Below are 24,894 nucleotides of genomic sequence, written 5' to 3' on the forward strand. Positions count from 1 at the left end.
AACGCCGCCCATCCGGGCGGATCAGCCGCGCCGGATCTGCAAGGATGAACGGCGAATCCAGAGTGTGAACAGCAGTGAGGAGATCGCCGTGTCGGGTATGTCGGCGGGCCGGTCAGCCATGCGGATGGGACCCGCTGAGCTGGTGCAGGCGGCGGCCATGGCCCGCCGCTTCTACCTCGAGGGCAAATCCAAGATCCAGATCGCGGAGGAGTTCGGCGTCAGCCGCTTCAAAGTGGCCCGGGTCCTGGAGACGGCCCTCGAACGGGATCTCGTGCGTATCGAGATCCGTGTGCCGGCCGAGCTGGACGCCGAGCGCTCCGACGCGCTCCGCGCCCGCTACGGCCTGAGGCACGCCGTCGTGGTCGAGTCCCCGGCCGAGGCGGAGGAGACCCCCGACCCCGAGAACCTCGGCGAGGTCGCGGCCGACCTGCTCGGTGAGCTCGTCAACGAGGGGGACGTGCTGGGGCTGGCCTGGGGCCGGTCCACCATCCACATGGCGGCCGCGCTCGACCGGCTGCCGCCGTGCACGGTGGTGCAGCTCACGGGCGTGTACGACGCCGGGACCTCCGAGCGCGGCTCGGTGGAGGCCGTGCGCCGCGCCGCCCAGGTGTCGGGCGGCGACGCCCACCCCATCTACGCGCCGATGCTGCTGCCGGACGCGGCCACCGCGGCCGCGCTGCGCAACCAGACGGGGATCGCCCGGGCCTTCGAGTACTTCGACAAGGTCACGGTCGCCTGTGTCTCCATCGGCTCCTGGGAGCCCGGTATCTCGACGGTGCACGACATGCTCAGCGACGAGGAGCGCGCCCACTACGCCTCGCTCGGTGTCGCCGCCGAGATGGCCGCCCACCTGTTCGACGCCGAGGGGCGCCGGATCGGGCGGGACCTGGGGGAGCGGTGCATCACGGTCAAGGCCGACCAGCTCCGCCGTATCCCGGAGGTCGTGGCGATCGCCGGCGGGCAGCGCAAGGCGTCCGCGATCGACGCGGTGCTGCGCTCCGGGCTGGTCACCAGCCTGGTCACGGACACCTCGGCCGCCGACTACCTGATGACGACCGGCCCGGCGCCGAAGCCCACGCTGGGCCGCGCGGACCCCGACGGGCACTGACGGACCCCGGCGGCGCCCCACGGGCACGCCGGCGGGTCGCGGTGAGGACGTGACGGGACGGCCGTGACAGCATCGGCCGCATGCTGCTGCCGCGGTTCGTCCCCCACGCGCTCCCGAGGCTCCTCCTGCGAGCCGGGGCGCGCCGCGTCCCCGCCGTGCTCGCGGGGGCGCTGCTCGCGCTCGCCGTCCTGCTCACCGGCTGCTCCGGCACGGACGGGGCGGGGCCCGCGGGCACGAGCGCGTCCGCCCCGGAATGGGCGCGGGGCATGGCCACCGTCCAGGAGTCCCGGCTGCCGGCCGAGGCGCGCAGGACCCTCGTGCTCGTCGACCGGGGCGGCCCCTACCCGTACGCCAGGGACGGCGTCGTGTTCGGGAACTTCGAGGGCCACCTGCCGAGGCAGCCGCGCGGCTACTACCACGAGTACACCGTGCCCACCCCGGGCTCGGCGGACCGCGGGGCACGCCGGCTGGTCACCGGGCGGGACGGGGAGACCTACTACACCGATGACCACTACAACTCGTTCCGGGCGGTGCTGAGATGACCGAGGACCTGACGGGCCGGCTCGTGGTCGTCCTCGACCTCGACGGGGTCGCGGACAAGGCGGGCCTGATGGACCGCGCGGCCCGGGCCCTGGGGCTGCCCGGCTGGTTCGGCCGCAACTGGGACGCGCTGGCGGACTCCCTGTCCGACCACACCGTCTGGCCCGAGGGCTCCGTCGAACGGGGCCTCGTGGTCGTCGTACGGGGCTGGCGGGAGTACGCCCGGGCGAACCCGCCGGAGTGGCTGACCGCGCAGGACGTCTTCGAGGAGGCCGTGGACCGCACCCCCGCCCTCGACGTCCTGCTGGCCCTTGGGGGATCCTCCAAGACCCCCTCCGGCGGCCCTGGAGGTTCTGTGAGGGCGTGACCGTCCGGCCGTCATGGGACAATGAAGTACGTGCTCTTTTCCCCCTGGCGCACCCGTCGGGGGGTCACCTCTGATCGACTGGGATGTGCGGCACGTGCGTTTCCTCAATGACATCCAGCCCCCGTACGACCTGACGTACGACGACGTGTTCATGGTGCCGAGCCGCTCCGCGGTGGGCTCGCGTCAGGGCGTGGACCTCGGCTCGCCGGACGGCACGGGTACCACCATCCCGCTCGTCGTCGCCAACATGACCGCCATCGCCGGCCGTCGCATGGCCGAGACGGTCGCCCGGCGCGGCGGCCTCGTGGTCATCCCGCAGGACATCCCGATCGACGTGGTCGCCGACGTCGTCTCCTGGGTCAAGAGCCGCCACCTGGTGCTGGACACCCCGATCGTGCTGGCCCCGCACCAGACCGTCGCCGACGCCCTGGCCCTGCTGCCCAAGCGCGCGCACAACGCCGGTGTGGTCGTCGACGAGGAGCAGCGGCCAGTCGGCGTCGTCACCGACGCGGACCTCAGCGGCGTCGACCGCTTCACCCAGCTCGAAGTGGTCATGTCCAGGGACCTGCTGCTGCTGGACGCCGACATCGACCCGCGCGAGGCCTTCAACATCCTCGACACGCACAACCGCCGCTACGCCCCGGCCGTGGACGAGGACGGCCGGCTCGCCGGCATCCTCACCCGCAAGGGGGCCCTGCGCGCCACGCTGTACACCCCGGCCGTGGACGCGAACGGCAGGCTGCGCGTCGCCGCCGCCGTCGGCATCAACGGCGACGTGGCCGGCAAGGCCAAGCAGCTCCTCGACGCAGGCGTGGACACCCTCGTCATCGACACCGCGCACGGCCACCAGGAGTCGATGATCAGCGCCATCAAGCTGGTGCGCGCGCTCGACCCGCACGTGCCGATCGCGGCGGGCAACATCGTCTCCGCCGAGGGCGTCAAGGACCTGATCGACGCCGGCGCGGACATCATCAAGGTCGGCGTCGGACCCGGCGCGATGTGCACCACCCGGATGATGACCGGCGTAGGCCGGCCGCAGTTCTCCGCGGTCCTGGAGTGCGCCGCCGAGGCGAGGAAGTACGGCAAGCACGTGTGGGCCGACGGCGGTGTGCGGCACCCGCGCGACGTGGCCATGGCCCTCGCGGCCGGCGCGTCCAACGTGATGGTCGGCTCCTGGTTCGCGGGCACCTACGAGTCCCCGGGCGACCTCCAGCAGGACGCCGGCGGCCGCCTCTACAAGGAGTCGTTCGGCATGGCCTCCGCGCGCGCGGTGCTCAACCGCACCTCGGAGGAGTCCGCCTACGACCGCGCCCGCAAGTCCCTGTTCGAGGAGGGCATCTCCACCTCCCGCATGTTCCTCGACCCGGCCCGCCCGGGCGTCGAGGACCTGATCGACTCGATCATCGCGGGCGTCCGTTCCTCCTGCACCTACGCCGGCGCCGGCTCCCTGGAAGAGTTCTCCGAGAAGGCCGTCGTGGGCGTCCAGAGCGCCGCCGGTTACGCCGAGGGCAAGCCGCTGCACGCCAGCTGGAACTGACACACCCGGAAAACCTCCTTCCGTACGGCCCCCACCGCTCCCGCTCCCGGGACGGCCGGGGGCCGTCGGCATGTGTGCCGGACGCGCTGCGGCCGCGCGAGTCCCTCGCCGGCCGGGGGGACGCGGACGGAGGAAAGGACCGGCGCGAGGGAGCCGGAGAAAGCGTGAGAAAAGGGATCGGCGGGGTGGTCGCGCAACGGTTCGCGGTCCGGGCGCAACAAAAGGGCACCGGCTCCGGATCAACGCAATGATCATGCGGGCATGCGCAACCTTGCTGCATTACGCCCGCGAAGCCGCGCCTCATAGGGTGCTGCGCTGTAGGTGGCGTGGCGGGGACTCCGCTCGGCGGGTTCCTGCCCTGACGGGCTTCCGCCGGTCCTCGTCCGTCCTGACCGGCAGCGATAAGGAGCCCAGCGCGTGCTCGAGCAAGGCGCACCACCGCAAGACAAGAGAACGGCCGCCCCGGCGTCCCCGGGCGTCGCCGCGCGCCTCATGCGTCGCAAGCCAGTGGAACGACTGGTCGCGGAGGGCGGCCAGGGCGAGGGAGGGACGCTGCGGCGATCCCTCGGGCTGTGGCAGCTGACGATGATCAGCATCGGCGCCACCCTCGGCACCGGCATCTTCGTCGTCCTCGGCGAGGCCGTTCCGAAGGCGGGTCCGGCCGTCATCCTCTCCTTCGTGATCGCCGGACTCACCGCACTCTTCTCGGCCCTCTCCTACGCCGAGCTCGCGGGCACCATCCCGGTCTCCGGATCCTCGTACTCGTACGCATACGCAACCATGGGCGAACTGATCGCCTGGGTCTGCGGCTGGTGCCTGCTCCTGGAGTACGGCGTCTCGGTGGCCGCGGTCGCCGTCGGCTGGGGCGAGTACCTGAACGAACTGCTCGCCGGCACCATCGGCGTCACCATCCCGGACGCCCTGTCCGCGCCGCCCGGCGACGGCGGTGTCTTCAACCTGCCCGCGCTGATCGTCGTGCTGCTCGCGATGGCGTTCCTGCTCGGCGGCGCCAAGGAGTCCGCGCGCGCCAACACGATCATGGTGTGCGTGAAGATCGCCGCGCTGATCCTTTTCTGCGCCATCGGCTTCATGGGCTTCAAGTCCGGCAACTACGCGCACTTCATGCCGCTCGGCATGGGGGGTGTGAGCGCGGCCGGCGCCACGCTGTTCTTCTCGTACATCGGCTTCGACGCCGCCTCCACCGCCGGTGAGGAGGCGAAGAACGCCCAGCGGGACCTGCCGCGCGCGATCATGCTGTCCCTCGTCATCGTGACCGCCCTGTACGTGCTGGTCGCCACCGTCGCGGTGGGCGCGAAGCCCTGGCGGACGTTCGAGGACTCCGAGGCCGCGCTCGCCCAGATCATGACGGACGTCACCGGCCAGAGCTTCTGGGGCACCCTGCTGGCGTTCTGCGCCGTCATCGCCATCGCGAGCGTCGTCCTGACCGTGCTCTACGGCCAGACCCGCATCCTCTTCGCCATGTCCCGCGACGGCCTCGTGCCCAAGGTCTTCGCCCGGGTCAACCCGAAGACCGGCGCGCCCCGCGCCAACACGGTGATCGTGTCGCTGTTCTGCGGCGTCCTCGCCGCCGCGATCCCGCTGGGCCAGCTCGCCGACGCCACCAGCATCGGCACGCTGTTCGCCTTCGCCCTGGTCAACGTCGCCGTGGTGGTGCTGCGCCGTACCCGCCCGGACATGAAGCGCACGTTCCGGGTCCCGCTGTCGTGGGTGCTGCCTGCGCTGGGCTTCGCCTGCTGCGCCTGGATGATGTTCAGCCTCTCCGCCGTCACCTGGGTGGTCTTCGGTGTCTGGATGGCGGTCGGGCTCGTGTTCTACTTCGGGTACGGCCATCGCCGCTCCCGTCTCGCGACCGCCGAGGACGACGCGGTCGCGGCCGAGAAGTGACCGCCCCGGAGAAATGAACCACCGCTCGTGCTGAACGATCTCGACGAACGCATCGTGCACGCCCTCGCCGAGGACGCGCGCCGCTCCTACGCGGACATCGGGCAGCTCGTCGGCCTGTCCGCGCCCGCCGTCAAGCGGCGCGTGGACCGGCTGCGGGCCACCGGGGCCATCACCGGGTTCACCGTCCGGGTGGACCCGGCGGCGCTGGGCTGGGAGACCGAGGGGTTCGTCGAGATCTACTGCCGGCGCAACACCTCGCCCGAGACCATCCAGCGAGGCCTGGAGCGCTACCAGGAGGTCGTGGCCGCGTCGACCGTCACGGGTGACGCGGACGCCGTCGTCCAGGTCTTCGCCTCGGACATGCGCCACTTCGAACGGGTGCTGGAACGTATCGCCGGAGAGCCGTTCGTGGAGCGGACCAAGTCGGTGCTGGTGCTGTCTCCGCTGCTGCGCCGCTTCTCCTCGGGCGCCCCGGGCTAGACCGGGCTCCGTGCCGGGCCGTACGCCCCGGCAGGCTCCCCCTGAAAGGCTGCCGCGACCCGCGGGCCGGACCCCCGCTTGCCGCGGGTGTCCGGCCCGGTCCGTGCCGGCGAGCCGGGCCGCCACCCCGTCACCGGCCCCGCCGCCGGTCCGGACCCGCTCCGCGGTCCCGCGGAGCAGTCACGGAAGGCCTAGAGCGCGGGCCGCCACGGCACGACGTGGAAGTCGCCCGTGCCCTGGCGCACCTTCTCGAACGGCGCCGACGAGACGCACTTGGGCAGGTTCCGCGGCCCCAGGTCCTTCGTCGCGGCCCAGCTGTAGCCCAGCCGGTCGTGCCGGCCGAGGTCCTGGACCGTGACGCCGACCCGGCGGCCCTTGGCGCCCGGCAGGTCGGAGTCGGTGATCACCCCGGAGACGACGGCGACCTCCCCGCCCGTGACCAGGCAGTCGACCTTCGCCCTGGCCCAGGCGCCCTTGCCGTGCAGGTAGTGGCTGAACCGGAAGGTACCGGTGGCCGCCCCCGGGTTCTTCGTGTCCCCGGCCGCGAGATGCGCGTCGAAGGAGAAGGTGATGTCGTCGCCGGCCGACCGGTACAGCTTGGCCGTTCCGGTGAGCGCGGCCGCCTCGTGCCGGTGCTGCTGTCGCGGACCCTGCCCGGACGCCGTCGCCGAGTCGGCGGCTCCGGCGGTGATCAGCAGGGCGGCGGTGACGGCGGCGATCCTCGTACGACGTCGCATGACGGTCCTTTCCGCAGGTGGAGCGCGTGAACTGAACGCACATCACTCTCCCGGCGGCGCGCCGTTCGCACATCGCTCCCCAGACGGCGTCCCGCCTCCGCCGTCCGGCGGGTAACCCCGCCGCGACCTGCGCCCCAGGGCGTACGCGGGCTCCACCGCCGGGCGCGCAACGAATCGCCGTGCGACCCGCTCGCCACGCAACGAACCGCGCACCGGCGCGCAACGGCTCCTCCTTGTCCGGCCGAGCGCGCCGACCGTACCTTCTTAATGGCCCCCCAAACCCCCTTCCCGGTGAGGAAACGCATGCGCACCGCCCTGCTCCAGAGCTCCGGCCGCCCCGGCTCGATCGCCGAGAACCTCAAGGTTCTCGACGAGGCCGCGGGCCGGGCCGCCGCCGCGGGCGCCGCGCTGCTGGCCGCGCCGGAGATGTTCCTCACCGGGTACGCGATCGGCGACGGCATCGCCCGCCTCGCCGAGCCCGCCGACGGCGACTCCGCGGACGCGGTCGCCGAGATCGCCGGCCGGCACGGTCTGGCGATCGCCTACGGCTACCCCGAGCGCCACGGCGACGCCGTCTACAACTCCGCCCAGCTGATCTCCGCCGACGGCGCCCGGCTCGCGAACTACCGCAAGACCCACCTCTTCGGCTGCTTCGAACGGGACCACTTCACGCCCGGCGAGCAGCCGGTCGTGCAGGCCGAGCTGAACGGGCTGACCGTCGGCCTGATGATCTGCTACGACGTCGAGTTCCCGGAGAACGTACGGGCGCACGCCCTGGCCGGCACCGACCTCCTCGTCGTGCCGACGGCGCAGATGCACCCCTTCCAGTTCGTCGCCGAGTCCCTGGTGCCGGTGCGGGCCTGGGAGAGCCAGATGTACGTGGCCTACGTCAACCGGGTCGGCCGCGAGGGCGAGTTCGAGTTCGTCGGTCTGTCCGTTCTGGCCGGCCCCGACGGCGTCGCCCGCGCCCGCGCCGGCCGCGAGGAGCAACTGGTCCTCGCCGACGCCGACCCGGGCTTCCTGGCCGCCTCCCGCGAGGCCAACCCGTACCTGAAGGACCGCCGCCCCGGGCTGTACCGGTCCCTCGTCTGATCACGCCCAGCTTCTCCAGATCCACCCCCGCGCAAGGAGTCCGTACCCCATGACGTCCACCGTGCCCAACGCCGTCGAGCACGCAGACGAGCAGCAGCCGCCGATCACCATGTTCGGCCCGGACTTCCCCTACGCCTACGACGACTTCCTCGCCCACCCGGCGGGCCTGGGCCAGATCCCGGCGACCGAGCACGGCGCCGAGGTCGCCGTCATCGGCGGCGGTCTGTCCGGTGTGGTGGCCGCCTACGAGCTGATGAAGATGGGCCTCAAGCCCGTCGTCTACGAGGCCGACCAGCTCGGCGGCCGGCTGCGCACGGTCGGCTTCGAGGGCTGCGACGAGTCGCTGACCGCCGAGATGGGCGCGATGCGCTTCCCGCCGTCCTCCACCGCGCTGCAGCACTACATCGACCTGGTGGACCTGGAGACCAGGCCGTTCCCGAACCCGCTCGCCGAGACCACCCCGTCCACCGTCGTGGACCTCAAGGGCGAGTCGCACTACGCCGAGACCGTCGACGACCTGCCCCAGGTGTACCGGGACGTCGCCGACGCCTGGAACAGGTGCCTGGAGGACGGCGCCGACTTCTCCGACATGAACCGCGCGCTGCGCGAGCGGGACGTGCCGCGCATCCGTGAGATCTGGGCCCGGCTGGTCGAGAAGCTCGACAACCAGACCTTCTACGGCTTCCTCTGCGACTCCGAGGCCTTCAGGTCCTTCCGGCACCGGGAGATCTTCGGCCAGGTCGGCTTCGGCACCGGCGGCTGGGACACCGACTTCCCGAACTCCATCCTGGAGATCCTGCGCGTCGTCTACACCGAGGCGGACGACCACCACCGCGGCATCGTCGGCGGCTCCCAGCAGCTGCCGCTGCGGCTCTGGGAGCGCGAGCCGGAGAAGATCGTCCACTGGCCGTACGGCACCTCGCTGAAGTCCCTGCACGTGGACGGCGAGCCCCGCCCCGCCGTGACCCGGCTGCACCGCACCTCGGGCAACCGGATCACCGTCACCGACGCGAACGGCGACATCCGCACCTACCGGGCGGCGGTGTTCACCGCCCAGTCCTGGATGCTGCTGTCGAAGATCGCCTGCGACGACTCGCTCTTCCCGATCGACCACTGGACCGCCATCGAGCGCACCCACTACATGGAGTCCTCGAAGCTCTTCGTCCCGGTCGACCGGCCGTTCTGGCTGGACAAGGACGAGGAGACCGGCCGGGACGTCATGTCGATGACGCTCACCGACCGCATGACCCGCGGCACCTACCTGCTGGACGACGGCCCGGACAGGCCGGCCGTGATCTGCCTGTCCTACACCTGGTGCGACGACAGCCTGAAGTGGCTGCCGCTGTCCGCGAACGAGCGGATGGAGGTCATGCTGAAGTCGCTCGGCGAGATCTACCCGAAGGTCGACATCAGGAAGCACATCATCGGCAACCCGGTGACCGTCTCCTGGGAGAACGAGCCCTACTTCATGGGCGCGTTCAAGGCCAACCTGCCCGGCCACTACCGCTACCAGCGGCGCCTGTTCACGCACTTCATGCAGGACCGGCTGCCCGAGGACAAGCGGGGCATCTTCCTCGCCGGCGACGACATCTCCTGGACGGCGGGCTGGGCCGAGGGCGCGATCCAGACCGCGCTGAACGCGGTCTGGGGCGTGATGCACCACTTCGGCGGCGAGACCGACCCGACCAACCCGGGCCCGGGCGACGTCTACGACGAGATCGCCCCGGTGGAGCTGCCCGAGGACTGACCGGCCCCGGGCCGGAACGGACCGAGGCGCGGGCGGCCGGACCTAGACTCCGGCCGCCCGCGCCTTCTCGAACACCTCGGCGGCGACGTCCTTGAGCTCCTGGGCGTCGCGCGGGGTGCTCTGCAGGTCCACGAGGATCTCGTCCAGGCCGATCTCCGCGTGCCGGGCCAGGTCCTCGGCGATCTGGCCGGCGTCGCCCTGGAACGGCCGCCGGTCCCCGCCCTCGTAGGGCTTGGCCGAGTGCACCGCGTTGACCCGCAGCACGGTCCGGATCGGCTCCTCGCGGCCGCGCTCGGCGGCCAGCTCCCGCAACTCCGCCCACTGGGCGGCGATCTGCTCGACGCCCGTGCCCACCGGGAGCCAGCCGTCGGCGTGGTCCACCAGACGCCGCTGTGCGCGCCGGCCGCTCGCCGCGAGCAGGATCGGGATCGGCCGGGCCGGCTTGGGGCCGACCACCGCGGAGGAGATCCGGCTGATCCGGCCCTCGTGCACGACCGGGTCCGGGCCCCACACGGCCCGGCACACGTCGATCAGCTCGTCCAGCACCTGCCCGCGTTCCTCGAAGGGCCGTACGCCCGCCGCCGCGTACTCGTCGTGGGACCAGCCGGTGCCGAACCCGGCGAGCACCCGGCCCCCGCTCGCCGCGTCCAGCGTGGCGAGGGACCTGGCGAGCTGGAAGGGCAGGTGCAGCGGCGCGACCAGCACGCTGGAGCCCAGCTCGACGCGTTCGGTGGCGGCCGCCGCGAGGGTCAGGGTGACCAGCGGCTCCGCGACGCCGCGGTAGGAGTCGGGCCAGGGGAGCCCCGGGATGCCGTAGAGGCCCTGGTGGGCGGGGTCCGGGACCAGGGCGCGCTCGTACACCCACAGGCTGTCGTACCCGATCCGCTCCGCCGTGCGCGCCACGTCGGGCACGTCCCTGCCCAGGTCGTACTGCCGGTTCTGCGGGAGGCCGAGGCCCAGTCGAGTAGCCATGTGCCGTGACTCCTTCGCGGTCGGTTCCCGGTTCAACCTACCGAGATCGCAGCGCAGTTCCAGGAGACCCGGCGGAGGTTGGCCGGAAGAGCCCGGGTCAGTCGCCGCACGGCGTCAGCAGCATCCGCCCCGCGAAGCCGACCGCCGCGTCCAGCCGCTCGGTGAACTCCCCGGCGAGGCCCCCGCAGTGGCGCAGCGCCCACAGCGCGCGGGCCGCCGCCCAGGTCGCCTCCCGCGCCCGCTCCAGACTCCACGAGCCCAGCAGATGGGTGATCGGGTCGGCGATCTGGAGCAGGTCGGGCCCCGGCATCAGGTCCTCCCGGATGCGCTCCTCCAGCGAGGCGAGGAGGTCGCCCACGCGGTCGAACTCGTCCTCCAGATCCGCCGGTTCGCAACCGAGCGTCCGGCAGGCGTCCACCACGGCGAGCGCCAGGTCGTGCCCGATGTGGGCGTTGATGCCCGCGAGCGCGAACTGCAGCGGCCGTACCCCGGGGTGGCGGCGGAACTGGAACAGCGGCCGCCAGCAGGCGGGCGGACGGCGGTCCCGCTCCGCCGCCTCGACCGCGGCCAGGTACCGCTCGGCGAACCGTACGTCCAGCGTGGCCGCCGCCCGCCGGTCCGCGAACACGCCCGCGTCCAGGCGCCGGCCGACCTCCTCGGTGACGGCGAGGTAGACGCGGTTGAACACGGCGACCCCGTCCCGCTCGGGCAACTCCGCGTCGAGGGAGCGCATCCGGGCCAGGACGGCGTCGACGGGCGTGGTGAGGTGTTCCGGCTGCGCCATGGGGGAAGAGTGGCAGCCCGGGGCCGGGCCGCGCGGCGACCGGCCCGCCGCTTCCCCGGAACGGGGGAACGCGCGGCGGGCGGGACCCGCCTACGACTCGGCGCGCCGGTCGTTCTCGTCGTAGCTGGACGTGCCCTCGTCCAGCAGCGGCTCCTGGGTCTTGAGATGGGCCGGCGCGAAGGCGCGCAGCGCGTGGTAGCCGGTGATGACGACCAGGGTGCCGAGCGCGATGCCGCTGAGCGAGAAGGTGTCGGTGAACTTCATGGTGACGTTGCCGACGCCGATGATGATGCCCGCGGCGGCCGGCACCAGGTTCAGGGGGTTGCGCAGGTCGACCTTGGCGTTGATCCAGATCTGCGCCCCCAGCAGGCCGATCATGCCGTAGAGGATGACGGTGATGCCGCCGAGCACCCCGCCCGGGATCGCGGCGACGACCGCGCCGAACTTCGGGCAGAGGCCGAACAGCAGCGCGAAGCAGGCCGCGGCCCAGTAGGCGGCGGTGGAGTAGACGCGGGTCGCGGCCATCACGCCGATGTTCTCGGAGTAGGTGGTGGTGGGCGGGCCGCCCACCGCGGTCGACAGCATCGAACCGACGCCGTCCGCGGAGATCGCGGTGCCCAGCTCGTCGTCCAGCGGGTCGCCGGTCATCTCCCCGACCGCCTTGACGTGCCCGGCGTTCTCGGCGATCAGCGCGATGACGACCGGCAGCGCGACCAGGATCGCCGACCACTGGAACGAAGGCCCGTGGAAGGACGGCAGCCCGATCCAGTCGGCCTTGGAGACGCCGGAGAGGTCCAGTCGCCAGTGGTCGGTGAGCTTGCCGCTCGCGTCCACCGAGTGGATCTTGCCGAAGACCAGGTCGAAGATCCAGGAGATCCCGTACCCGAAGACCAGGCCCAGGAAGATCGCGATGCGCGACCAGAAACCGCGCAGGCAGACGACCGCCAGTCCGGTGAAGAGCATCACCAGCAGGGCCGTCCACTGGTCTTGCGGCCAGTAGGTGGAGGCCGTCACCGGAGCCAGGTTGAAGCCGATCAGCATCACGACCGCGCCGGTGACGATCGGCGGCATGGCGGCGTGGATGACCCGCGCGCCGAAGCGCCGCACCGCGAGTCCCACCAGGAACAGCACGGCGGCGACCACCAGGACCGCGCCGGTCACGGTGGCGCTCGTGCCCCCCTGCGCCCGGATGACCGCGGCCACCCCCACGAAGGACAGGGAGCAGCCCAGATAGCTCGGGACCCGGCCCCGGGTGGCGAGCAGGAAGATCACGGTCGCCACGCCCGACATCATGATCGCCAGGTTCGGGTTCAGGCCCATGAGCACGGGGGCCACGAAGGAGGCTCCGAACATCGCCACGACGTGCTGGGCGCCGAGGCCCACCGTGCGCGGCCAGGAGAGCCGTTCGTCGGGGCGTACCACCGCTCCGGGTGCGGGCGTGCGCCCGTCACCGTGCAGCTTCCAGCGCACGCCGAGGTCCATGGTGGGGTTTCGCTTTCTCTGTACGTGAAGACGTTCCAGGCCATTGTCGGGGGTACCGGCCGGCTTCCCGTGCACCCGGCCCCCTCGCGGACCGCGCTCACGTGCCTGACCTGCGGTGTCCGGCGAACCCGCCTGAGCGGTCGCTTAGTATGGAGTGGTCCACATCGTCCCGTCCCGTCGCCCAGGAGCACCTCCGTGACCGCCGAAGCCCCGATCGCCCCCGCCGTCGCCCACGGCCGGCTGATCCCCGTCACCGTCCACTTCGACGACCTGGACGCGCTCGGACTGCTGCACAACGCCCGCTACCCGCTGATGGTCGAGCGCGCCTGGACCGAGCTGTGGAACGAGCACGGCGTCCGCTTCGACGGCGACTGGCACGCCGCCGGCGACGCCTGCAACGCCGTTCGCGAACTGACCATCGGCTACGAGGCGCCGGTCACCCGCCCGGGCACCTACGCCGTCCATCTGTGGCTGGAACGGCTCGGCACCACGGGCCTCACCTACGGCTTCCGCTTCTGCTCGGCCGACGGCGCGCAGACCTACGCCCGCGGCACCCGGGTCCTGGTCCGGCTGGACGCGACGACGCTCCGCCCGGCGCCGTGGAGCGACGCCTTCAGGGCCGTGGGCCGGGAACTTCTGCGACCGCAGGACTGATCTCCGCGCCGCCGCGCTCGGCGGTGCGCAGCACACCCGCGAACGCCGCGAGGCCGCAGGCGAGCACGGTCACCACGCAGAACGAGACCATCAGGCTGGTCGCCTGCGCCACCCCGCCGATCAGGCTGGGCGCGATCAGGCCCGAGGTGTACGTGATGGTCGCCACGCCCGCGATGGCCTGACTGGGGTTGGGGCCGGCGTGCCCGGCCGCCGCGAAGCACAGCGGTACGACGACCGCGATGCCGAGCCCCATCAGCGCGAACCCGGTCATCGCCACCGCCGGGTGCCCGGCGAGGACGACCAGCAGGCCGCCGAGCCCGGCCAGCACCCCGCCTGCCCGCACCGTGCGCACCGCGCCGAACCGGTTCACCACCGCGTCCCCGGCGATCCGGGCCACCGCCATGGTCAGCATGAACCCGGTGGTGCAGGCGGCCGCGACCCCGGCCGAACTGTCCAGCCGGTCCCGCAGGAACACCGCCGACCAGTCCAGGCTCGCCCCCTCGGCGAACACCGCGCAGAACCCGACCGCGCCGATCAGCAGTGCCGAGCGGGGCGGCAGCGTGAACCGCGGGGGCGGCTCCTCGTCCTCGGCGGCCTGCACGTCCAGCACCCCCGAGCAGGCCGCCAGCCCGAGCGCGGTGAGGACGGCCGCGGCGAGCGCGAAGTGCAGACGCGCGTCCGAGCCCAGATGGGCGGCGAGGGTGCCGGCCGCCGAGCCGACGAGCGCGCCCGCGCTCCACATGCCGTGCAGGCCCGACATGATCGACTTGCCGAGCAGCCGCTCCACCTCGACGCCCAGGGCGTTCATCGCCACGTCGGCCATGCCCGCGCTCGCGCCGTAGACGAACATCGCCAGGCACAGCGTGTACATGTTCGGCGCGAGGGCCGGCAGGACCAGCGACAGGGTCCACAGCGCGAGCAGCCCCCGCAGCGCCGTTCGGCTGCCGAAGGTGTGGCTGATCCGGCCCGCCAGCGGCATCGCGCACGAGGCGCCGAACGCCGTGAACGCCAGGGCGAAGCCGAGCTGCCCCGCGCTCAGCGAGGCGTGCTCCTGCACCCAGGGCACCCGGGTGGCGAAGGAGCCGGTCACGGCGCCGTGCACGGCGAACACGGCCGCCACGGCGTACCGGGCGCGCCTCACCTCGTCAGGCGCATGGCTCACGTCACCCATGTTCCGGTCCCTCCCCAGGTCCTGCCGCGGCGCCGTCGCCGCCCGGGCGTAAACTATCAGGGACCCTGCCTGATAGATAGTGGAAAAGTCGGCCGCGCAGGTCTGGGAGGATGCCCGTCATGCCCGCATCACCGAGCACCGCCCGGGCCATCAACGACCGGCACGCCCTGCGTCTGCTGCAGCGGGAAGGCCCGCTGACGGCAGGGCAGTTGAAGCAGCTCACCGGACTGTCCCGGCCCACGGTCGCCGACCTGGTGGAGCGGCTCAGCGTCTCCGGCCTGATCACGGTGGTGGGGGAGTCCGGCGAGCAGCGCCGCGGCCCGAACGCCCGGCTGTACGGCATCGTGGCCGACCGCGCCCACCTCGCCGCGCTCGACGTGCGCACCGAGGGCGTCCTCGTGCTGGTCTCCGATCTCGTGGGGCGCGTGCTGGCCGAGGGCTCGGCGCCCATCGGCGGGGACACCGGTACCGGGCCCGCCCTGGAGCAGGCGGTGGCCGCCGTGGAGCGGACCGTCGAGCGGGCCGGGGGCCGGCGGCCGCACACCGTCGGGATCGGGGCGCCGGGCCTCGTCGACCCGGCCACCGGCGACCTCCGCGACTCCGGCGGTCTGCCGGCCTGGCACCGCCGGCTCGCCGCGGCCCTTCAGGAACGGATGCCCGAGGCCCGGGTGACCGTGGAGAACGAGACCAACCTGGCCGCCCTGGCCGAGCAGCGCGAGGGCGCCGCCCGGGACCGGGACACCTTCGTCCTGCTCTGGCTAGGCCACGGCGTGGGCGCCGCGGTCGTCCTCGACGGCGCCCTGCGCCGCGGTGCCTCCGGCGGGACGGGCGAGATCGGCTTCCTGCCGGTCCCGGGCACGGTGACCCTGCCGTCGGCGACGGACTGCGACGGCGGCTTCCACTCCCTGGCCGGAGCGGCGGCGATCGCCCGGCTGGCCGAGCTGCACGGTCTGCCGCCGGCGGAGCGGGCGGACGGGCCGGGCGTGGCGGTGGTGGTGCGCGCGGCGGTGGCGCGGGTGACGGAGGCGCCCGGCGGGACGGCCGGGGCCGGTCCCGCCGAACGCTTCCTCGACGCCCTCGCCGACCGGATCGCCATCGGCGCCGCCTCGGTCGTCTCCATCCTCGACCCGGGCTGCGTGGTCCTCGGCGGGGAGATCGGACAGGCCGGGGGAGCGGTCCTCGCCGACCGCGTCGCCGAGCGGCTGCGCCGGATGTCACCCCTGGACACCGAGGTCCGTGCGGGCCGCCTCGGCGGCGCCGCGGTCCTCCGCGGCGCCCTGCTGACAGCACGGGACCGGGCCCAGGACGAACTCTTCACCCCGCCCGACCGCTAGGACGGGCCCGGCGACCGGGGCCTCGCCCGGGCCCGCCGCCGAAGCCCGCTCGGCCTAGTCCGCTCGGCTTCGTTCGGTTTCCGATCCGCGCTGTTCGCCTGTGCCGATCGCAGAATCCGTTCAGCGAGCGCGTGTTCGAAACGTCGACCGGTGGCGCGTATTTGGCGACGGATGTTTGCAGACGCCGACCGCTGGGCCCGTGCGTCGGCCAGGTGTGCGCCCCGAAGCCCGCCCGGCCGGCCCCGGCAGCCCGCTCACCCTCGACGCCCCGCCCGCCGGGCCAGATAGTCCTCGAAGGTGCCCTTGCCGACCGCCTGCTCCGGGGGCGTCAGATGGGCGCCCGCGCGGAAGGCGCGGTAGGTGCTGCCGAAGAGCGGTACGGGTACCAGCGCCCGGCGACGGCCGGTCGCCCGGAGGTAGGCGCGGGCCAGCGACTCGAACGAACGCACCTGCGGGCCGCCCATGTCGGGGACCCGGCCGGCCGGTGGGCCGGCGGCCAACTCGGCCAGGCGGTCGGCGACTTCGGCCACCTCGATGGGCTGGTCCGGCACCCCGGCCGGCAGCGGCACGACCGGCGACCTGGTGAGCGCGCGCAGCGCCGAGGCCACCAGGTCGTGGAACTGCGTCGTGCGCAGCACGGTCCAGCCGAGCCCCGACTCCTCGATCCGCCGCTCCACCGCGAGCTTGGAGCGGTAGTAGCCGTACGGCACCTCGTCGACGCCCACGATGGAGATGTACAGCAGGTGGCCCACGTCCGCCTGCCGGGCCGCCGCGATCAGATGGTCCGCCGCCCGCTCGTCGCCGCCGCGGGGGTTGCTCGCGCAGTGCACGACCGTCTCCACGCCCGCGAGGGCCGTGTCCAGACCCGGGCCGCCCGTGCGCAGGTCGACGGCGTACGGCCGGGAGCTCCGGCTGAGCACCCGCACCTCGTGCCCGTCCGCCCGCAGCCGTTCGGTGACGAGCCGGCCGAGTGTGCCGGTCCCGCCGGTCACCAGGATCGTGGCCATGTTGATTCCGTCCCTCCGGACGCCGGGGCACTCCCGAGTGGAGTGCCCTCCGTCCGTGGGGACAACGCGGCCACGCGGAACGTGACAGGGCCGAACCCGCCCTGGGCGGCCCGGCGGCGGGCAAGGGCCGTCGTCACCGCCGCCGGGCCCGCCCGCACCCTAAAAGGACTAGACCAGTACGGTCAATGGTCCGGACCAATAGCGTCCCGGAAAGTCCGAGTGGGTCTTCTGTGAGTCACTCCACAACATTCGCCCGCATGGACCCGCGTCGGCCGTGGCACACTGGCCCTGTACCAGAAGCAGCGCACTCCGGGGTCGGTGAAAGTCCGAACCGGCGGTTACAGTCCGCGACCCGGTCGCTTCCAGCGGCCGGTTGACCAGGTGAAATTCCTGGACCGACGGTTAAAGTCCGGATGGGAGGCAGTGCGCGGCGGGCGGGCATGCCTTCATGCGCGCCGCCGAATCTGGACGCGTCCGCGTGCGGACGGGTCCCCGTTCGGCGTCGTCCCGGAGCTGTTCTCCCGTTGATTCTGTCGTCTTCGACAGGCCCCGGAGTCCGTGCCCCATGAGGCAGGAGGACCCGGGAAGTGTTCACCGGAATCGTCGAAGAGCTGGGTGAGGTCACCGCCGTCGAGAATCTCGGCGACGCCTCCCGCTTCCGGCTCCGTGGCCCCGTAGTGACCGAGGGCGCGCAGCACGGCGACTCCATAGCCGTGAACGGGGTCTGTCTCACCGTCGTCGACCACGAGGGCGACGAGTTCACCGCCGACGTCATGGCCGAGACCCTGAACCGCTCCAGCCTCGGCGCGCTCGGTGTCGGCTCCCGTGTGAACCTCGAGCGCCCCACCGCGGTGGGCGCGCGCCTCGGCGGGCACATCGTGCAGGGGCACGTGGACGGCACCGGTGAGGTCCTGGAGCGCAAGCCGTCCGACAACTGGGAGATCGTGAAGGTCTCGCTGCCCGCGGACCTCGCCCGCTATGTCGTGGAGAAGGGCTCCATCACCGTCGACGGCATCAGCCTCACCGTCGTCGACGCCGGCCCCGACCACTTCACGGTGAGCCTCATCCCGACCACCCTCGCCCTGACCACGCTCGGCCACAAGCAGCCCGGCGACCCGGTCAACCTCGAGGTCGACGTCATCGCCAAGTACGTGGAGCGGCTGCTCGCGGCCGGACAGGGGGACGGCAAGTGAACTGGATGAACTCCGAGGCCTTCACGCTCTTCGGCCAGCACATCATCTGGTCCGACATGACCGGCAACATACTCGGCCTCATCACCCTGGCCCTCGGCTGGCGCCGCTCGCTGTGGACCTGGCCGGTGCAGTTCCTGTCCGGCCTGGTCCTGTTCGGCGCCTTCTACGGCCACCTGGCCGGCAGCGCCGGCAAGCAGGCCGTCGTCATGGCGGTCGCGCTGTACGGCTGGTGGCAGTGGCAGCGCAGGAAGGACCGCGCCGAGGACGGCCACATCGCGCCCCGGTTCGCGACCTGGACCGAGCGCGCGGTGATGCTCGCCGCCGCGGCCGCCGGCACCGTCGCCGTCGCCCTGCTGTTCAAGGCCTACCCGTCCCTGTCCTGGGACCCCTGGCCCGACGCCTACATCTTCGTCGGCACCATCGTCGCCATGTACGCCCAGGCCAAGGGCATGGTCGAGTTCTGGATCGCCTGGCTGCTCGTCGACCTCGTCGGCGTCCCCCTCAACTTCGCCAACGGCTACGCCTTCTCCGGCTTCGTCTACGTCATCTACGGCGCGCTCGTCCTGTGGGGCATGCGCGACTGGTGGCTGCGCTCCCGCAGGGACGCGCGGCCCGTTCTGGAAGGAGCGCCGGCATGACCTCGGCACCTCTGCTCCACAGCACCGAACGCATCGAGGACTTCGCGCTCGACCCCGTCGAGCAGGCCATCGCCGACATAGCGGCAGGCCGCCCGATCGTCGTCGTCGACGACGAGGACCGGGAGAACGAGGGCGACCTCGTCATCGCCGCCGAGAAGGCCACCCCCGAGATCGTCGCCTTCATGATGAGCGAGTGCCGGGGCCTGATCTGCGCCCCCATGGAGGGCGCCGAACTCGACCGGCTGCGGCTGCCGCAGATGGTCGAGGACAACACCGAGTCGATGAAGACCGCGTTCACCGTCTCCGTGGACGCCTCCGCCGCGCACGGCGTGAGCACGGGCATCTCGGCCGCCGACCGCGCCACCACGCTCCAGCTGCTGGCGAGCGGCACCGCCGAGCCCACCGACCTGGTCCGCCCCGGCCATGTCTTCCCGCTGCGCGCCCGGCCCGGCGGCGTGCTGACCCGCAACGGCCACACCGAGGCCGCCGTCGACCTCGCCCGCCTCGCGGGCCTGCGCCCGGCCGGGGCCATCGTGGAGATTGCCGGCGAGGACGGCCGGATGCTGCGGCTGCCCGAACTGATCCCGTTCGCCCGCAAGCACGGCCTGACGATCATCTCCATCGAGGACCTGATCGCCTACCGCCGGGACAGCGAGCCCACCGTCCGCCGCGAGGCCGAGACCCGGCTGCCCACCCGGCACGGCACCTTCACCGCCTACGGCTACCGGTCCACCGTCGACGGCGTCGAGCACGTCGCCCTCGTCCACGGCGAGATCGGCGACGGCGAGGACGTCCTGGTCCGCGTCCACTCCGAGTGCCTCACTGGCGACGTCTTCGCCTCCCTGCGCTGCGACTGCGGCCCCCAGCTCGACGCCGCCCTCGAACGCATCCAGGCCGAGGGCCGCGGCGTCGTCGTCTACCTCCGCGGACACGAGGGGCGCGGCATCGGCCTGCTGTCCAAGCTGCGCGCCTACCAACTGCAGGAGCAGGGCCGCGACACCCTGGACGCCAACCTCGAACTCGGCCTGCCCGCCGACGCCCGCGACTACGGCGCCGGCGCGCGCATCCTGGCAGACCTCGGCGTGCGCGGCGTCCGCCTGATGACCAACAACCCCGACAAGACCGACGCGTTGCTGCGCCACGGCCTGAAGGTCACCGGCCGCGAGCCGATGCCCGTCCAGGCGGGCGAGCACAACCTCCGGTACCTGCGCACCAAGCGGGACCGGATGGGGCACGACCTGCCCTGGCTGGACACCCCGGCCGTGGCCGCCGCCGCGGCCGCGCCCGCGTCCACCTGCGGCAACCAGTAAGCGAACAGCACTGAGGAGAGATGTGAGCGGCAAGGGTGCACCGGAGCTGTCCGTACGGGGCGCGAGCGACCTCAGGGTCGCCGTCATCGCGGCCCAGTGGCACGAGAAGGTGATGGACGGTCTGGTGAACGGCGCCCTGCGCGCCCTGCACGACCTGGGGATCGACGAGCCGACCCTGATCAGGGTCCCCGGCAGCTTCGAGCTCCCGGTCGCCGCGAAGGTCCTCGCGGGCCGCGGCTACGACGCCGTGGTCGCCCTCGGCGTCGTGATCCGCGGCGGAACCCCCCACTTCGACTATGTGTGCCAGGGGGTCACCCAGGGCCTCACCCAGGTCTCCGTCGAGACCGGCGTCCCCGTCGGCTTCGGCGTGCTCACCTGCGACACCGAGGAGCAGGCGCTGGACCGGGCCGGCATCGAGGGCTCCAGCGAGGACAAGGGGCACGAGGCGGTCACCGCCGCGGTCGCCACCGCGGCCACGCTCCGCTCGGTATCCGAACCCTGGCACTGAGGAGCCGCCCGCACCGCGTAGGGTGGGCATCACCATGTCCAAGAAGACTTTCGAGGAGCTCTTCACCGAGCTCCAGCACAAGGCCGCCCAGGGCGATCCCGCCACTTCCCGCACCGCAGAGCTGGTCGGCAAGGGGGTCCATGCCATCGGCAAGAAGGTCGTCGAGGAGGCCGCCGAGGTCTGGATGGCCGCCGAGTACGAGGGCAAGGAGGCGGCCGCCGAGGAGATCTCGCAGCTGCTGTACCACGTCCAGGTGATGATGGTCGCCCGCGGCATCTCCCTGGACGACGTCTACGCCCACCTCTGAGCCGCACCGGCTCACGCTCCCACTCCGACCCAACGCAAAGGAAGCCGACCTCATGCTGCGCATCGCCGTCCCCAACAAGGGTTCCCTGTCCGGCCCTGCGGCGGACATGCTGCATGAGGCCGGCTACCAGCAGCGCCGGGAGTCCAAGGAGCTGCGGATCGTCGACCCGGTGAACGAGGTCGAGTTCTTCTACCTCCGCCCCCGCGACATCGCGATCTACGTCTCCTCCGGCCGGCTCGACATCGGCATCACCGGCCGCGACCTGCTGGTCGACTCCGGCGCCGACGCCGAGGAGATCCTGCCGCTCGGGTTCGCCCGCTCCACGTTCCGCTTCGCCGCCAAGCCCGGTACCGCGACGGGCGTCGCGGACCTCAAGGGCCGCACCGTCGCCACCTCCTACGAGGGCATCGTCGCCGGGCACCTCGCGGACAGCGGCGTCGACGCCTCCGTCGTCCACCTGGACGGCGCCGTCGAGACCGCGATCGAGCTGGGCGTCGCCGAGGTCATCGCCGACGTCGTGGAGACCGGCACCAGCCTGCGCAACGCGGGTCTGGAGGTCTTCGGCGAGCCCATCATGAAGTCCGAGGCCGTCGTCATCCGCCGCACCGGCGCCGACGGCGAGGAGCCCAAGGTCCAGCAGTTCCTGCGCCGCCTCCAGGGCGTCCTCGTCGCCCGGACGTACGTGATGATGGACTACGACTGCCGCGTCGAGCAGCTCGAGAAGGCCGTCGCGCTCACCCCCGGACTCGAGTCGCCGACCGTCTCCCCGCTGCACAACGAGGGCTGGGTCGCGGTCCGCGCCATGGTCCCCGCCAAGGAGGCGCAGCGGATCATGGACGACCTCTACGAGATCGGCGCCCGGGCCATCCTGACCACCGCCATCCACGCCTGCCGCCTGTAAGAGGTACGCGAACAGATGTCCGAGCTTCCCGCCCTCCCCGTGACCTTCCGACCGGGCCACACGCGGGTGATCCTGCTCACCGCCGGTGTGGCGATCTTCCTGGTGATCTCAGGCGTCGCCCTGCTGCTGGACCTGGGTCCGGGTGAGCGGGCCAGCTTCTTCGTCACCGGAGCGCTCATCTTCTGGGCGCTCGCCCAACTGGCCCGGATCAAGGTGGTCGCCGACGAGTCCGGCGTCACCGTGGTCAACATCGCGAGCAGGCGGCGCCTGGCCTGGGCGGAAATCCTTCAGGTGAATCTCCGTCCGGGCGATCCCTGGGTGTTCCTCAACCTCAGCGACGGCACCAGCCTGCCCGCGCTCGGCATCCAGCCGGGCCTCGCCCGGCAGCGCGCCATCGCCGACGCGCGGGCGCTCCGGGCGCTCGCCGAAGCCCGCTCGACGGCCCCGGCCGGTGAAGATCAGGGATGAATCGGTGACGTCCGCCCTGCCACACCGGGCCGTGTCTTGATTAATCTGGAGTTGGAGGCGTCTTCGTCGCGCCTCCACCCCTGTGGCGCCGCGCCCGGTGCACAGGGGTTCCTGCTACCCGAGGAGTGACCCCCTCCGGCGATGGACGGATCGTCCTGTAGTACCTGCGCCGCCCCCTCCCCCCACATGGAGGCGGCGGCATCATGACCACCCCCTTGCTGCTCCTCGCAGCGGCCTTCCTGCTGATCCTGGCCAACGGCTTCTTCGTGGCGGCCGAGTTCGGCCTGGTGACGGTCGAGCGCCCGGACGCCGAGAAGGCCGCCGCCGACGGCGACACACGCGCCGGCACGGTCGTGGAGTCGCTGAAGGAGCTCTCCTTCCAGCTCTCCGGCACCCAGCTCGGCATCACCATCACCTCCCTGGTCGTCGGCATGCTCGCCGAACCGGCCCTGGCCGCGCTGCTGCGCGGCCCGTTCACCGCGATAGGCGTCCCCCGGGGCGCCGTCTCCGGTGTGGCCGTGGTCACCGGCATGCTGCTGGCCTCCGCGGTCCAGATGGTCATCGGCGAACTCGTGCCCAAGAACTGGGCCGTGTCGCGCCCGCTCCAGGTCGCGCGCTTCGTCGCGGGCCCCCAGCACCTCTTCTCCCGCCTGTTCCGCCCGGTGATCTCCGCGCTGAACACGGTCGCCAACCGGCTGGTGCGCGCTCTCGGCGTCGAGCCCACCGACGAACTGGCCTCCGCCCGCACCCCGGGCGAACTGGTGTCCCTGGCCCGGCACTCCGCACAGGCCGGCGCTCTGGAGCAGGACACGGCCGACCTGTTCGTGCGCACCCTCTCCCTGGGCGAGCTGACCGCGCAGCACGTCATGACCCCGCGGGTCAAGGTCAGCGCCCTGCAGGACTCGGCCACCGCCGAGGACGTGGTCAACCTGACCCGGGCCACCGGGCTGTCGCGCTTCCCCGTCTACCGGGAGAAGATCGACGACGTGGTCGGCATGGCCCACCTCAAGGACGCGCTGGCGGTCCCCGTCAACGACCGGCTGCGTACCCCGATCGGCCGTATCGCGCGCCGGGCGCTGCTCGTGCCCGAGACGCTGCCCGTCCAGCCCCTCCTCGCCCGGCTGCGCAGCGAGCAGCCCATCGCCGTCGTCGTGGACGAGTACGGCGGCACGGCCGGCGTGGTCACCCTGGAGGACATCGTCGAGGAGCTCGTCGGCGAGGTCCGCGACGAGCACGACGCCAAGGACGTGCCCGAACTCGCCCCCGCCCCGCCGGAGGACGGCCGGCCCGCCTGGGACGTGGACGGCGGCTGCCGGGTCGACGTCCTGAAGCGCATCGGTCTCGTCGTGCCCGAGGGGCCCTACGAGACCGTCGCCGGACTCGTCGCCGATCTGCTCGGCCGTATCCCGGCCCCCGGCGACCGGGCCGAACTGCCCGGCTGGCGGCTCGCCGTGCGCCAGGTGGGCCACTACCGCGCCGAGCGGGTCCGACTGGTCCGCACGGTCCCGGCCGTGAACGTCATGGAGGCCGTCCGATGAGCGTCCTACAACTGTTCTTCGCCGGGCTGCTCGTGCTCGCCAACGGCTTCTTCGTCGGCGCCGAGTTCGCGCTCGTCTCCGTCCGCCGCAGCCAGATCGAACCGCTGGGCACGGCCCGGGCCCGCCAGGTGCTGTACGGCCTGGAGCGGCTGCCGCAGATGATGGCCGCCGCCCAGTTCGGCATCACCGTCTGCTCGCTGACCCTCGGCGCGGTCGCCGAGCCCACGGTCGCGCACCTGCTGGAGCCGGTCTTCGAGTGGCTGCACCTGCCGGACGGCATGATTCACCCGCTCGGCTACGTCATCGCCCTCGCCGCGGTGGTCTTCTTCCACCTCGTCATCGGCGAGATGGTGCCGAAGAACCTCGCGATGGCGGCCCCCGAGAAGGCGGCGCTGTGGCTCAGCCCGGGGCTGGTCGCCTTCGCCCGGGTGTGCCGGCCCATCACGGCGGCCCTCGGCGCCTGCGCCCAGGGCATCCTGCGGCTCTTCCGGGTCGAGCCCAAGGACGAGGTCGAGGCCGTCGTCACCAGCGAGCAGCTCAACCGCCTGCTGGAGGATTCCGGCCAGGCGGGCCTGCTCGACCCGGAGGAGCAGGAGCGCCTGGAGGACGCGCTGGAACTGGGCTCCCGCCCGGTGACGGACGTCCTGCTGCGGCGCGAGTCCCTGATCACGGTGCCGCCGTCGGTCACGCCGGGCGAGATCGTCCGGCTGACGGCCCGTACGGGCTACTCCCGCTTCCCGGTCGCGGCGGCGGACAAGGGCCCCTTCATGGGATACGTCCATGTGAAGGACGTCCTGGACCTGGAGGACTCCGACCGGGCCGTCCCTCAGCACGTCTGGCGCCCCATGACGACACTGCGCTCGGAACTGCCGCTGGACGACGCCCTGACGGTCATGCGCCGGGCGGCCACCCACCTGGCCCAGGTCGCGGACGCCTCGGGCCGGGTCATGGGCCTGGTGGCCCTGGAGGACGTCCTGGAACTGCTGGTGGGCGAGGTCCGCGACCCGGCTCACCGCAGACTCCCGGACATAAAGCTCACCGAACCCAGAGCCACCGGAAACCCGGAACAGGCCATGGCCTGACCACCCCGCCCACCCGGCACAAACCCGGGTGG

At 72.3% G+C, this 24,894-nt stretch carries 25 protein-coding genes and 1 riboswitch; of the genes, 19 read left to right on the forward strand and 6 right to left on the reverse strand.

Annotation, left to right across the window (positions count from 1 at the left end; translation table 11 throughout):
* The first annotated feature begins 64 nt into the window (after nucleotides 1–64).
* From ACFYU0_RS27995 to ACFYU0_RS28020, 6 genes are all read left to right on the forward strand, one after another.
* The gene (locus tag ACFYU0_RS27995; protein ID WP_351663855.1) at nucleotides 65–1,108 is read left to right on the forward strand and encodes a sugar-binding domain-containing protein; all 1,044 of its coding nucleotides are present in this window, start codon (nucleotides 65–67) and stop codon (nucleotides 1,106–1,108) included.
* An 80-nt stretch (nucleotides 1,109–1,188) separates the two neighbouring features.
* On the forward strand, nucleotides 1,189–1,650 hold the full coding sequence (locus tag ACFYU0_RS28000) for a ribonuclease domain-containing protein (protein ID WP_389304796.1): 462 nt from the start codon (nucleotides 1,189–1,191) through the stop codon (nucleotides 1,648–1,650).
* Nucleotides 1,647–2,015 carry a barstar family protein gene (locus ACFYU0_RS28005; protein ID WP_351663851.1) on the forward strand — a complete coding sequence of 123 codons (369 nt, stop codon included), beginning with the start codon at nucleotides 1,647–1,649 and terminating at the stop codon, nucleotides 2,013–2,015. The genes ACFYU0_RS28000 and ACFYU0_RS28005 overlap by 4 nt, the downstream gene beginning before the upstream one ends.
* 94 nt (nucleotides 2,016–2,109) lie before the next feature.
* Entirely contained in the window at nucleotides 2,110–3,552 is a 1,443-nt protein-coding gene (locus ACFYU0_RS28010; protein WP_389304797.1) for a GuaB1 family IMP dehydrogenase-related protein, read from the forward strand.
* 417 nt (nucleotides 3,553–3,969) lie between these two features.
* Nucleotides 3,970–5,457: an amino acid permease gene (locus ACFYU0_RS28015; protein ID WP_351663847.1), complete on the forward strand. Its 1,488-nt coding sequence runs from the start codon at nucleotides 3,970–3,972 to the stop codon at nucleotides 5,455–5,457.
* Nucleotides 5,458–5,484: 27 nt separating this feature from the next.
* Nucleotides 5,485–5,937, forward strand: coding sequence for an Lrp/AsnC family transcriptional regulator (locus tag ACFYU0_RS28020; RefSeq protein WP_132894522.1), 453 nt, complete (start codon nucleotides 5,485–5,487; stop codon nucleotides 5,935–5,937).
* A 191-nt stretch (nucleotides 5,938–6,128) separates the two neighbouring features.
* Here the strand turns inward: ACFYU0_RS28020 and ACFYU0_RS28025 are convergent, their stop codons facing one another.
* Nucleotides 6,129–6,674, reverse strand: coding sequence for a Repetin (locus tag ACFYU0_RS28025; RefSeq protein ID WP_389304798.1), 546 nt, complete (start codon nucleotides 6,672–6,674; stop codon nucleotides 6,129–6,131).
* A 303-nt stretch (nucleotides 6,675–6,977) separates the two neighbouring features.
* Between ACFYU0_RS28025 and ACFYU0_RS28030 the strand changes: the two genes are divergently transcribed.
* Together ACFYU0_RS28030 and ACFYU0_RS28035 are read left to right on the forward strand one after the other, a co-directional pair.
* Nucleotides 6,978–7,766 (forward strand): carbon-nitrogen hydrolase family protein, encoded by a 789-nt coding sequence (locus tag ACFYU0_RS28030; protein ID WP_389304799.1) that lies wholly within the window; start codon nucleotides 6,978–6,980, stop codon nucleotides 7,764–7,766.
* Nucleotides 7,767–7,815: 49 nt separating this feature from the next.
* Nucleotides 7,816–9,513 (forward strand): NAD(P)/FAD-dependent oxidoreductase, encoded by a 1,698-nt coding sequence (locus ACFYU0_RS28035; RefSeq protein ID WP_351663841.1) that lies wholly within the window; start codon nucleotides 7,816–7,818, stop codon nucleotides 9,511–9,513.
* A 42-nt stretch (nucleotides 9,514–9,555) separates the two neighbouring features.
* Here ACFYU0_RS28035 and ACFYU0_RS28040 read toward each other — a convergent pair whose 3' ends face one another.
* The 3 genes from ACFYU0_RS28040 to ACFYU0_RS28050 form a co-directional block, all read right to left on the reverse strand.
* The gene (locus ACFYU0_RS28040; RefSeq protein ID WP_351663839.1) at nucleotides 9,556–10,485 is read right to left on the reverse strand and encodes an LLM class F420-dependent oxidoreductase; all 930 of its coding nucleotides are present in this window, start codon (nucleotides 10,483–10,485) and stop codon (nucleotides 9,556–9,558) included.
* A 97-nt stretch (nucleotides 10,486–10,582) separates the two neighbouring features.
* Entirely contained in the window at nucleotides 10,583–11,269 is a 687-nt protein-coding gene (locus ACFYU0_RS28045) for a DUF5995 family protein (RefSeq protein WP_389304800.1), read from the reverse strand.
* 90 nt (nucleotides 11,270–11,359) lie between these two features.
* A complete protein-coding gene (locus ACFYU0_RS28050) occupies nucleotides 11,360–12,751 on the reverse strand; it encodes a solute carrier family 23 protein (protein WP_351663835.1) in 1,392 nt (463 codons plus the stop codon).
* Nucleotides 12,752–12,946: 195 nt separating this feature from the next.
* Here ACFYU0_RS28050 and ACFYU0_RS28055 point away from each other — a divergent pair, with 195 nt between their 5' ends.
* A complete protein-coding gene (locus ACFYU0_RS28055; RefSeq protein WP_351663833.1) occupies nucleotides 12,947–13,405 on the forward strand; it encodes a thioesterase family protein in 459 nt (152 codons plus the stop codon).
* Here ACFYU0_RS28055 and ACFYU0_RS28060 read toward each other — a convergent pair.
* On the reverse strand, nucleotides 13,365–14,576 hold the full coding sequence (locus ACFYU0_RS28060) for an MFS transporter (RefSeq protein WP_389304801.1): 1,212 nt from the start codon (nucleotides 14,574–14,576) through the stop codon (nucleotides 13,365–13,367). The two genes, ACFYU0_RS28055 and ACFYU0_RS28060, sit on opposite strands and share 41 nt — an antisense overlap.
* 119 nt (nucleotides 14,577–14,695) lie before the next feature.
* Here ACFYU0_RS28060 and ACFYU0_RS28065 point away from each other — a divergent pair, with 119 nt between their 5' ends.
* Nucleotides 14,696–15,910: an ROK family transcriptional regulator gene (locus ACFYU0_RS28065; protein ID WP_389304802.1), complete on the forward strand. Its 1,215-nt coding sequence runs from the start codon at nucleotides 14,696–14,698 to the stop codon at nucleotides 15,908–15,910.
* A 254-nt stretch (nucleotides 15,911–16,164) separates the two neighbouring features.
* Here ACFYU0_RS28065 and ACFYU0_RS28070 read toward each other — a convergent pair whose 3' ends face one another.
* Nucleotides 16,165–16,917 carry an SDR family oxidoreductase gene (locus ACFYU0_RS28070; RefSeq protein ID WP_389304803.1) on the reverse strand — a complete coding sequence of 251 codons (753 nt, stop codon included), beginning with the start codon at nucleotides 16,915–16,917 and terminating at the stop codon, nucleotides 16,165–16,167.
* A 300-nt stretch (nucleotides 16,918–17,217) separates the two neighbouring features.
* Nucleotides 17,218–17,348: riboswitch (FMN riboswitch) on the forward strand.
* A gap of 156 nt (nucleotides 17,349–17,504) precedes the next feature.
* Between ACFYU0_RS28070 and ACFYU0_RS28075 the strand changes: the two genes are divergently transcribed.
* The 9 genes from ACFYU0_RS28075 (at nucleotide 17,505) to ACFYU0_RS28115 (ending at nucleotide 24,862) form a co-directional block, all read left to right on the forward strand.
* On the forward strand, nucleotides 17,505–18,110 hold the full coding sequence (locus ACFYU0_RS28075; RefSeq protein ID WP_389304804.1) for a riboflavin synthase: 606 nt from the start codon (nucleotides 17,505–17,507) through the stop codon (nucleotides 18,108–18,110).
* Nucleotides 18,107–18,748 (forward strand): nicotinamide mononucleotide transporter family protein, encoded by a 642-nt coding sequence (locus ACFYU0_RS28080; protein ID WP_351663823.1) that lies wholly within the window; start codon nucleotides 18,107–18,109, stop codon nucleotides 18,746–18,748. The genes ACFYU0_RS28075 and ACFYU0_RS28080 overlap by 4 nt, the downstream gene beginning before the upstream one ends.
* The gene (locus ACFYU0_RS28085; protein ID WP_351663821.1) at nucleotides 18,745–20,058 is read left to right on the forward strand and encodes a bifunctional 3,4-dihydroxy-2-butanone-4-phosphate synthase/GTP cyclohydrolase II; all 1,314 of its coding nucleotides are present in this window, start codon (nucleotides 18,745–18,747) and stop codon (nucleotides 20,056–20,058) included. Before ACFYU0_RS28080 ends, ACFYU0_RS28085 begins: the two co-directional genes overlap by 4 nt.
* 22 nt (nucleotides 20,059–20,080) lie before the next feature.
* Nucleotides 20,081–20,566 carry a 6,7-dimethyl-8-ribityllumazine synthase gene (gene ribH / locus ACFYU0_RS28090; RefSeq protein ID WP_351663819.1) on the forward strand — a complete coding sequence of 162 codons (486 nt, stop codon included), beginning with the start codon at nucleotides 20,081–20,083 and terminating at the stop codon, nucleotides 20,564–20,566.
* A 34-nt stretch (nucleotides 20,567–20,600) separates the two neighbouring features.
* Nucleotides 20,601–20,873: a phosphoribosyl-ATP diphosphatase gene (locus tag ACFYU0_RS28095; protein ID WP_019983911.1), complete on the forward strand. Its 273-nt coding sequence runs from the start codon at nucleotides 20,601–20,603 to the stop codon at nucleotides 20,871–20,873.
* A gap of 52 nt (nucleotides 20,874–20,925) precedes the next feature.
* Nucleotides 20,926–21,774 carry an ATP phosphoribosyltransferase gene (gene hisG, locus ACFYU0_RS28100; protein ID WP_199209761.1) on the forward strand — a complete coding sequence of 283 codons (849 nt, stop codon included), beginning with the start codon at nucleotides 20,926–20,928 and terminating at the stop codon, nucleotides 21,772–21,774.
* 15 nt (nucleotides 21,775–21,789) lie between these two features.
* The gene (locus ACFYU0_RS28105) at nucleotides 21,790–22,242 is read left to right on the forward strand and encodes a PH domain-containing protein (RefSeq protein ID WP_351663816.1); all 453 of its coding nucleotides are present in this window, start codon (nucleotides 21,790–21,792) and stop codon (nucleotides 22,240–22,242) included.
* A 203-nt stretch (nucleotides 22,243–22,445) separates the two neighbouring features.
* Complete coding sequence (locus ACFYU0_RS28110; RefSeq protein ID WP_389304805.1) at nucleotides 22,446–23,780, forward strand: hemolysin family protein; 1,335 nt, start codon at nucleotides 22,446–22,448, stop codon at nucleotides 23,778–23,780.
* The gene (locus ACFYU0_RS28115; RefSeq protein WP_351663812.1) at nucleotides 23,777–24,862 is read left to right on the forward strand and encodes a hemolysin family protein; all 1,086 of its coding nucleotides are present in this window, start codon (nucleotides 23,777–23,779) and stop codon (nucleotides 24,860–24,862) included. Before ACFYU0_RS28110 ends, ACFYU0_RS28115 begins: the two co-directional genes overlap by 4 nt.
* Nucleotides 24,863–24,894: the final 32 nt, after the last annotated feature.

Source organism: Streptomyces sp. NPDC003720 (assembly GCF_042875075.1).
Classification (GTDB): Bacteria; Actinomycetota; Actinomycetes; order Streptomycetales; family Streptomycetaceae; genus Streptomyces.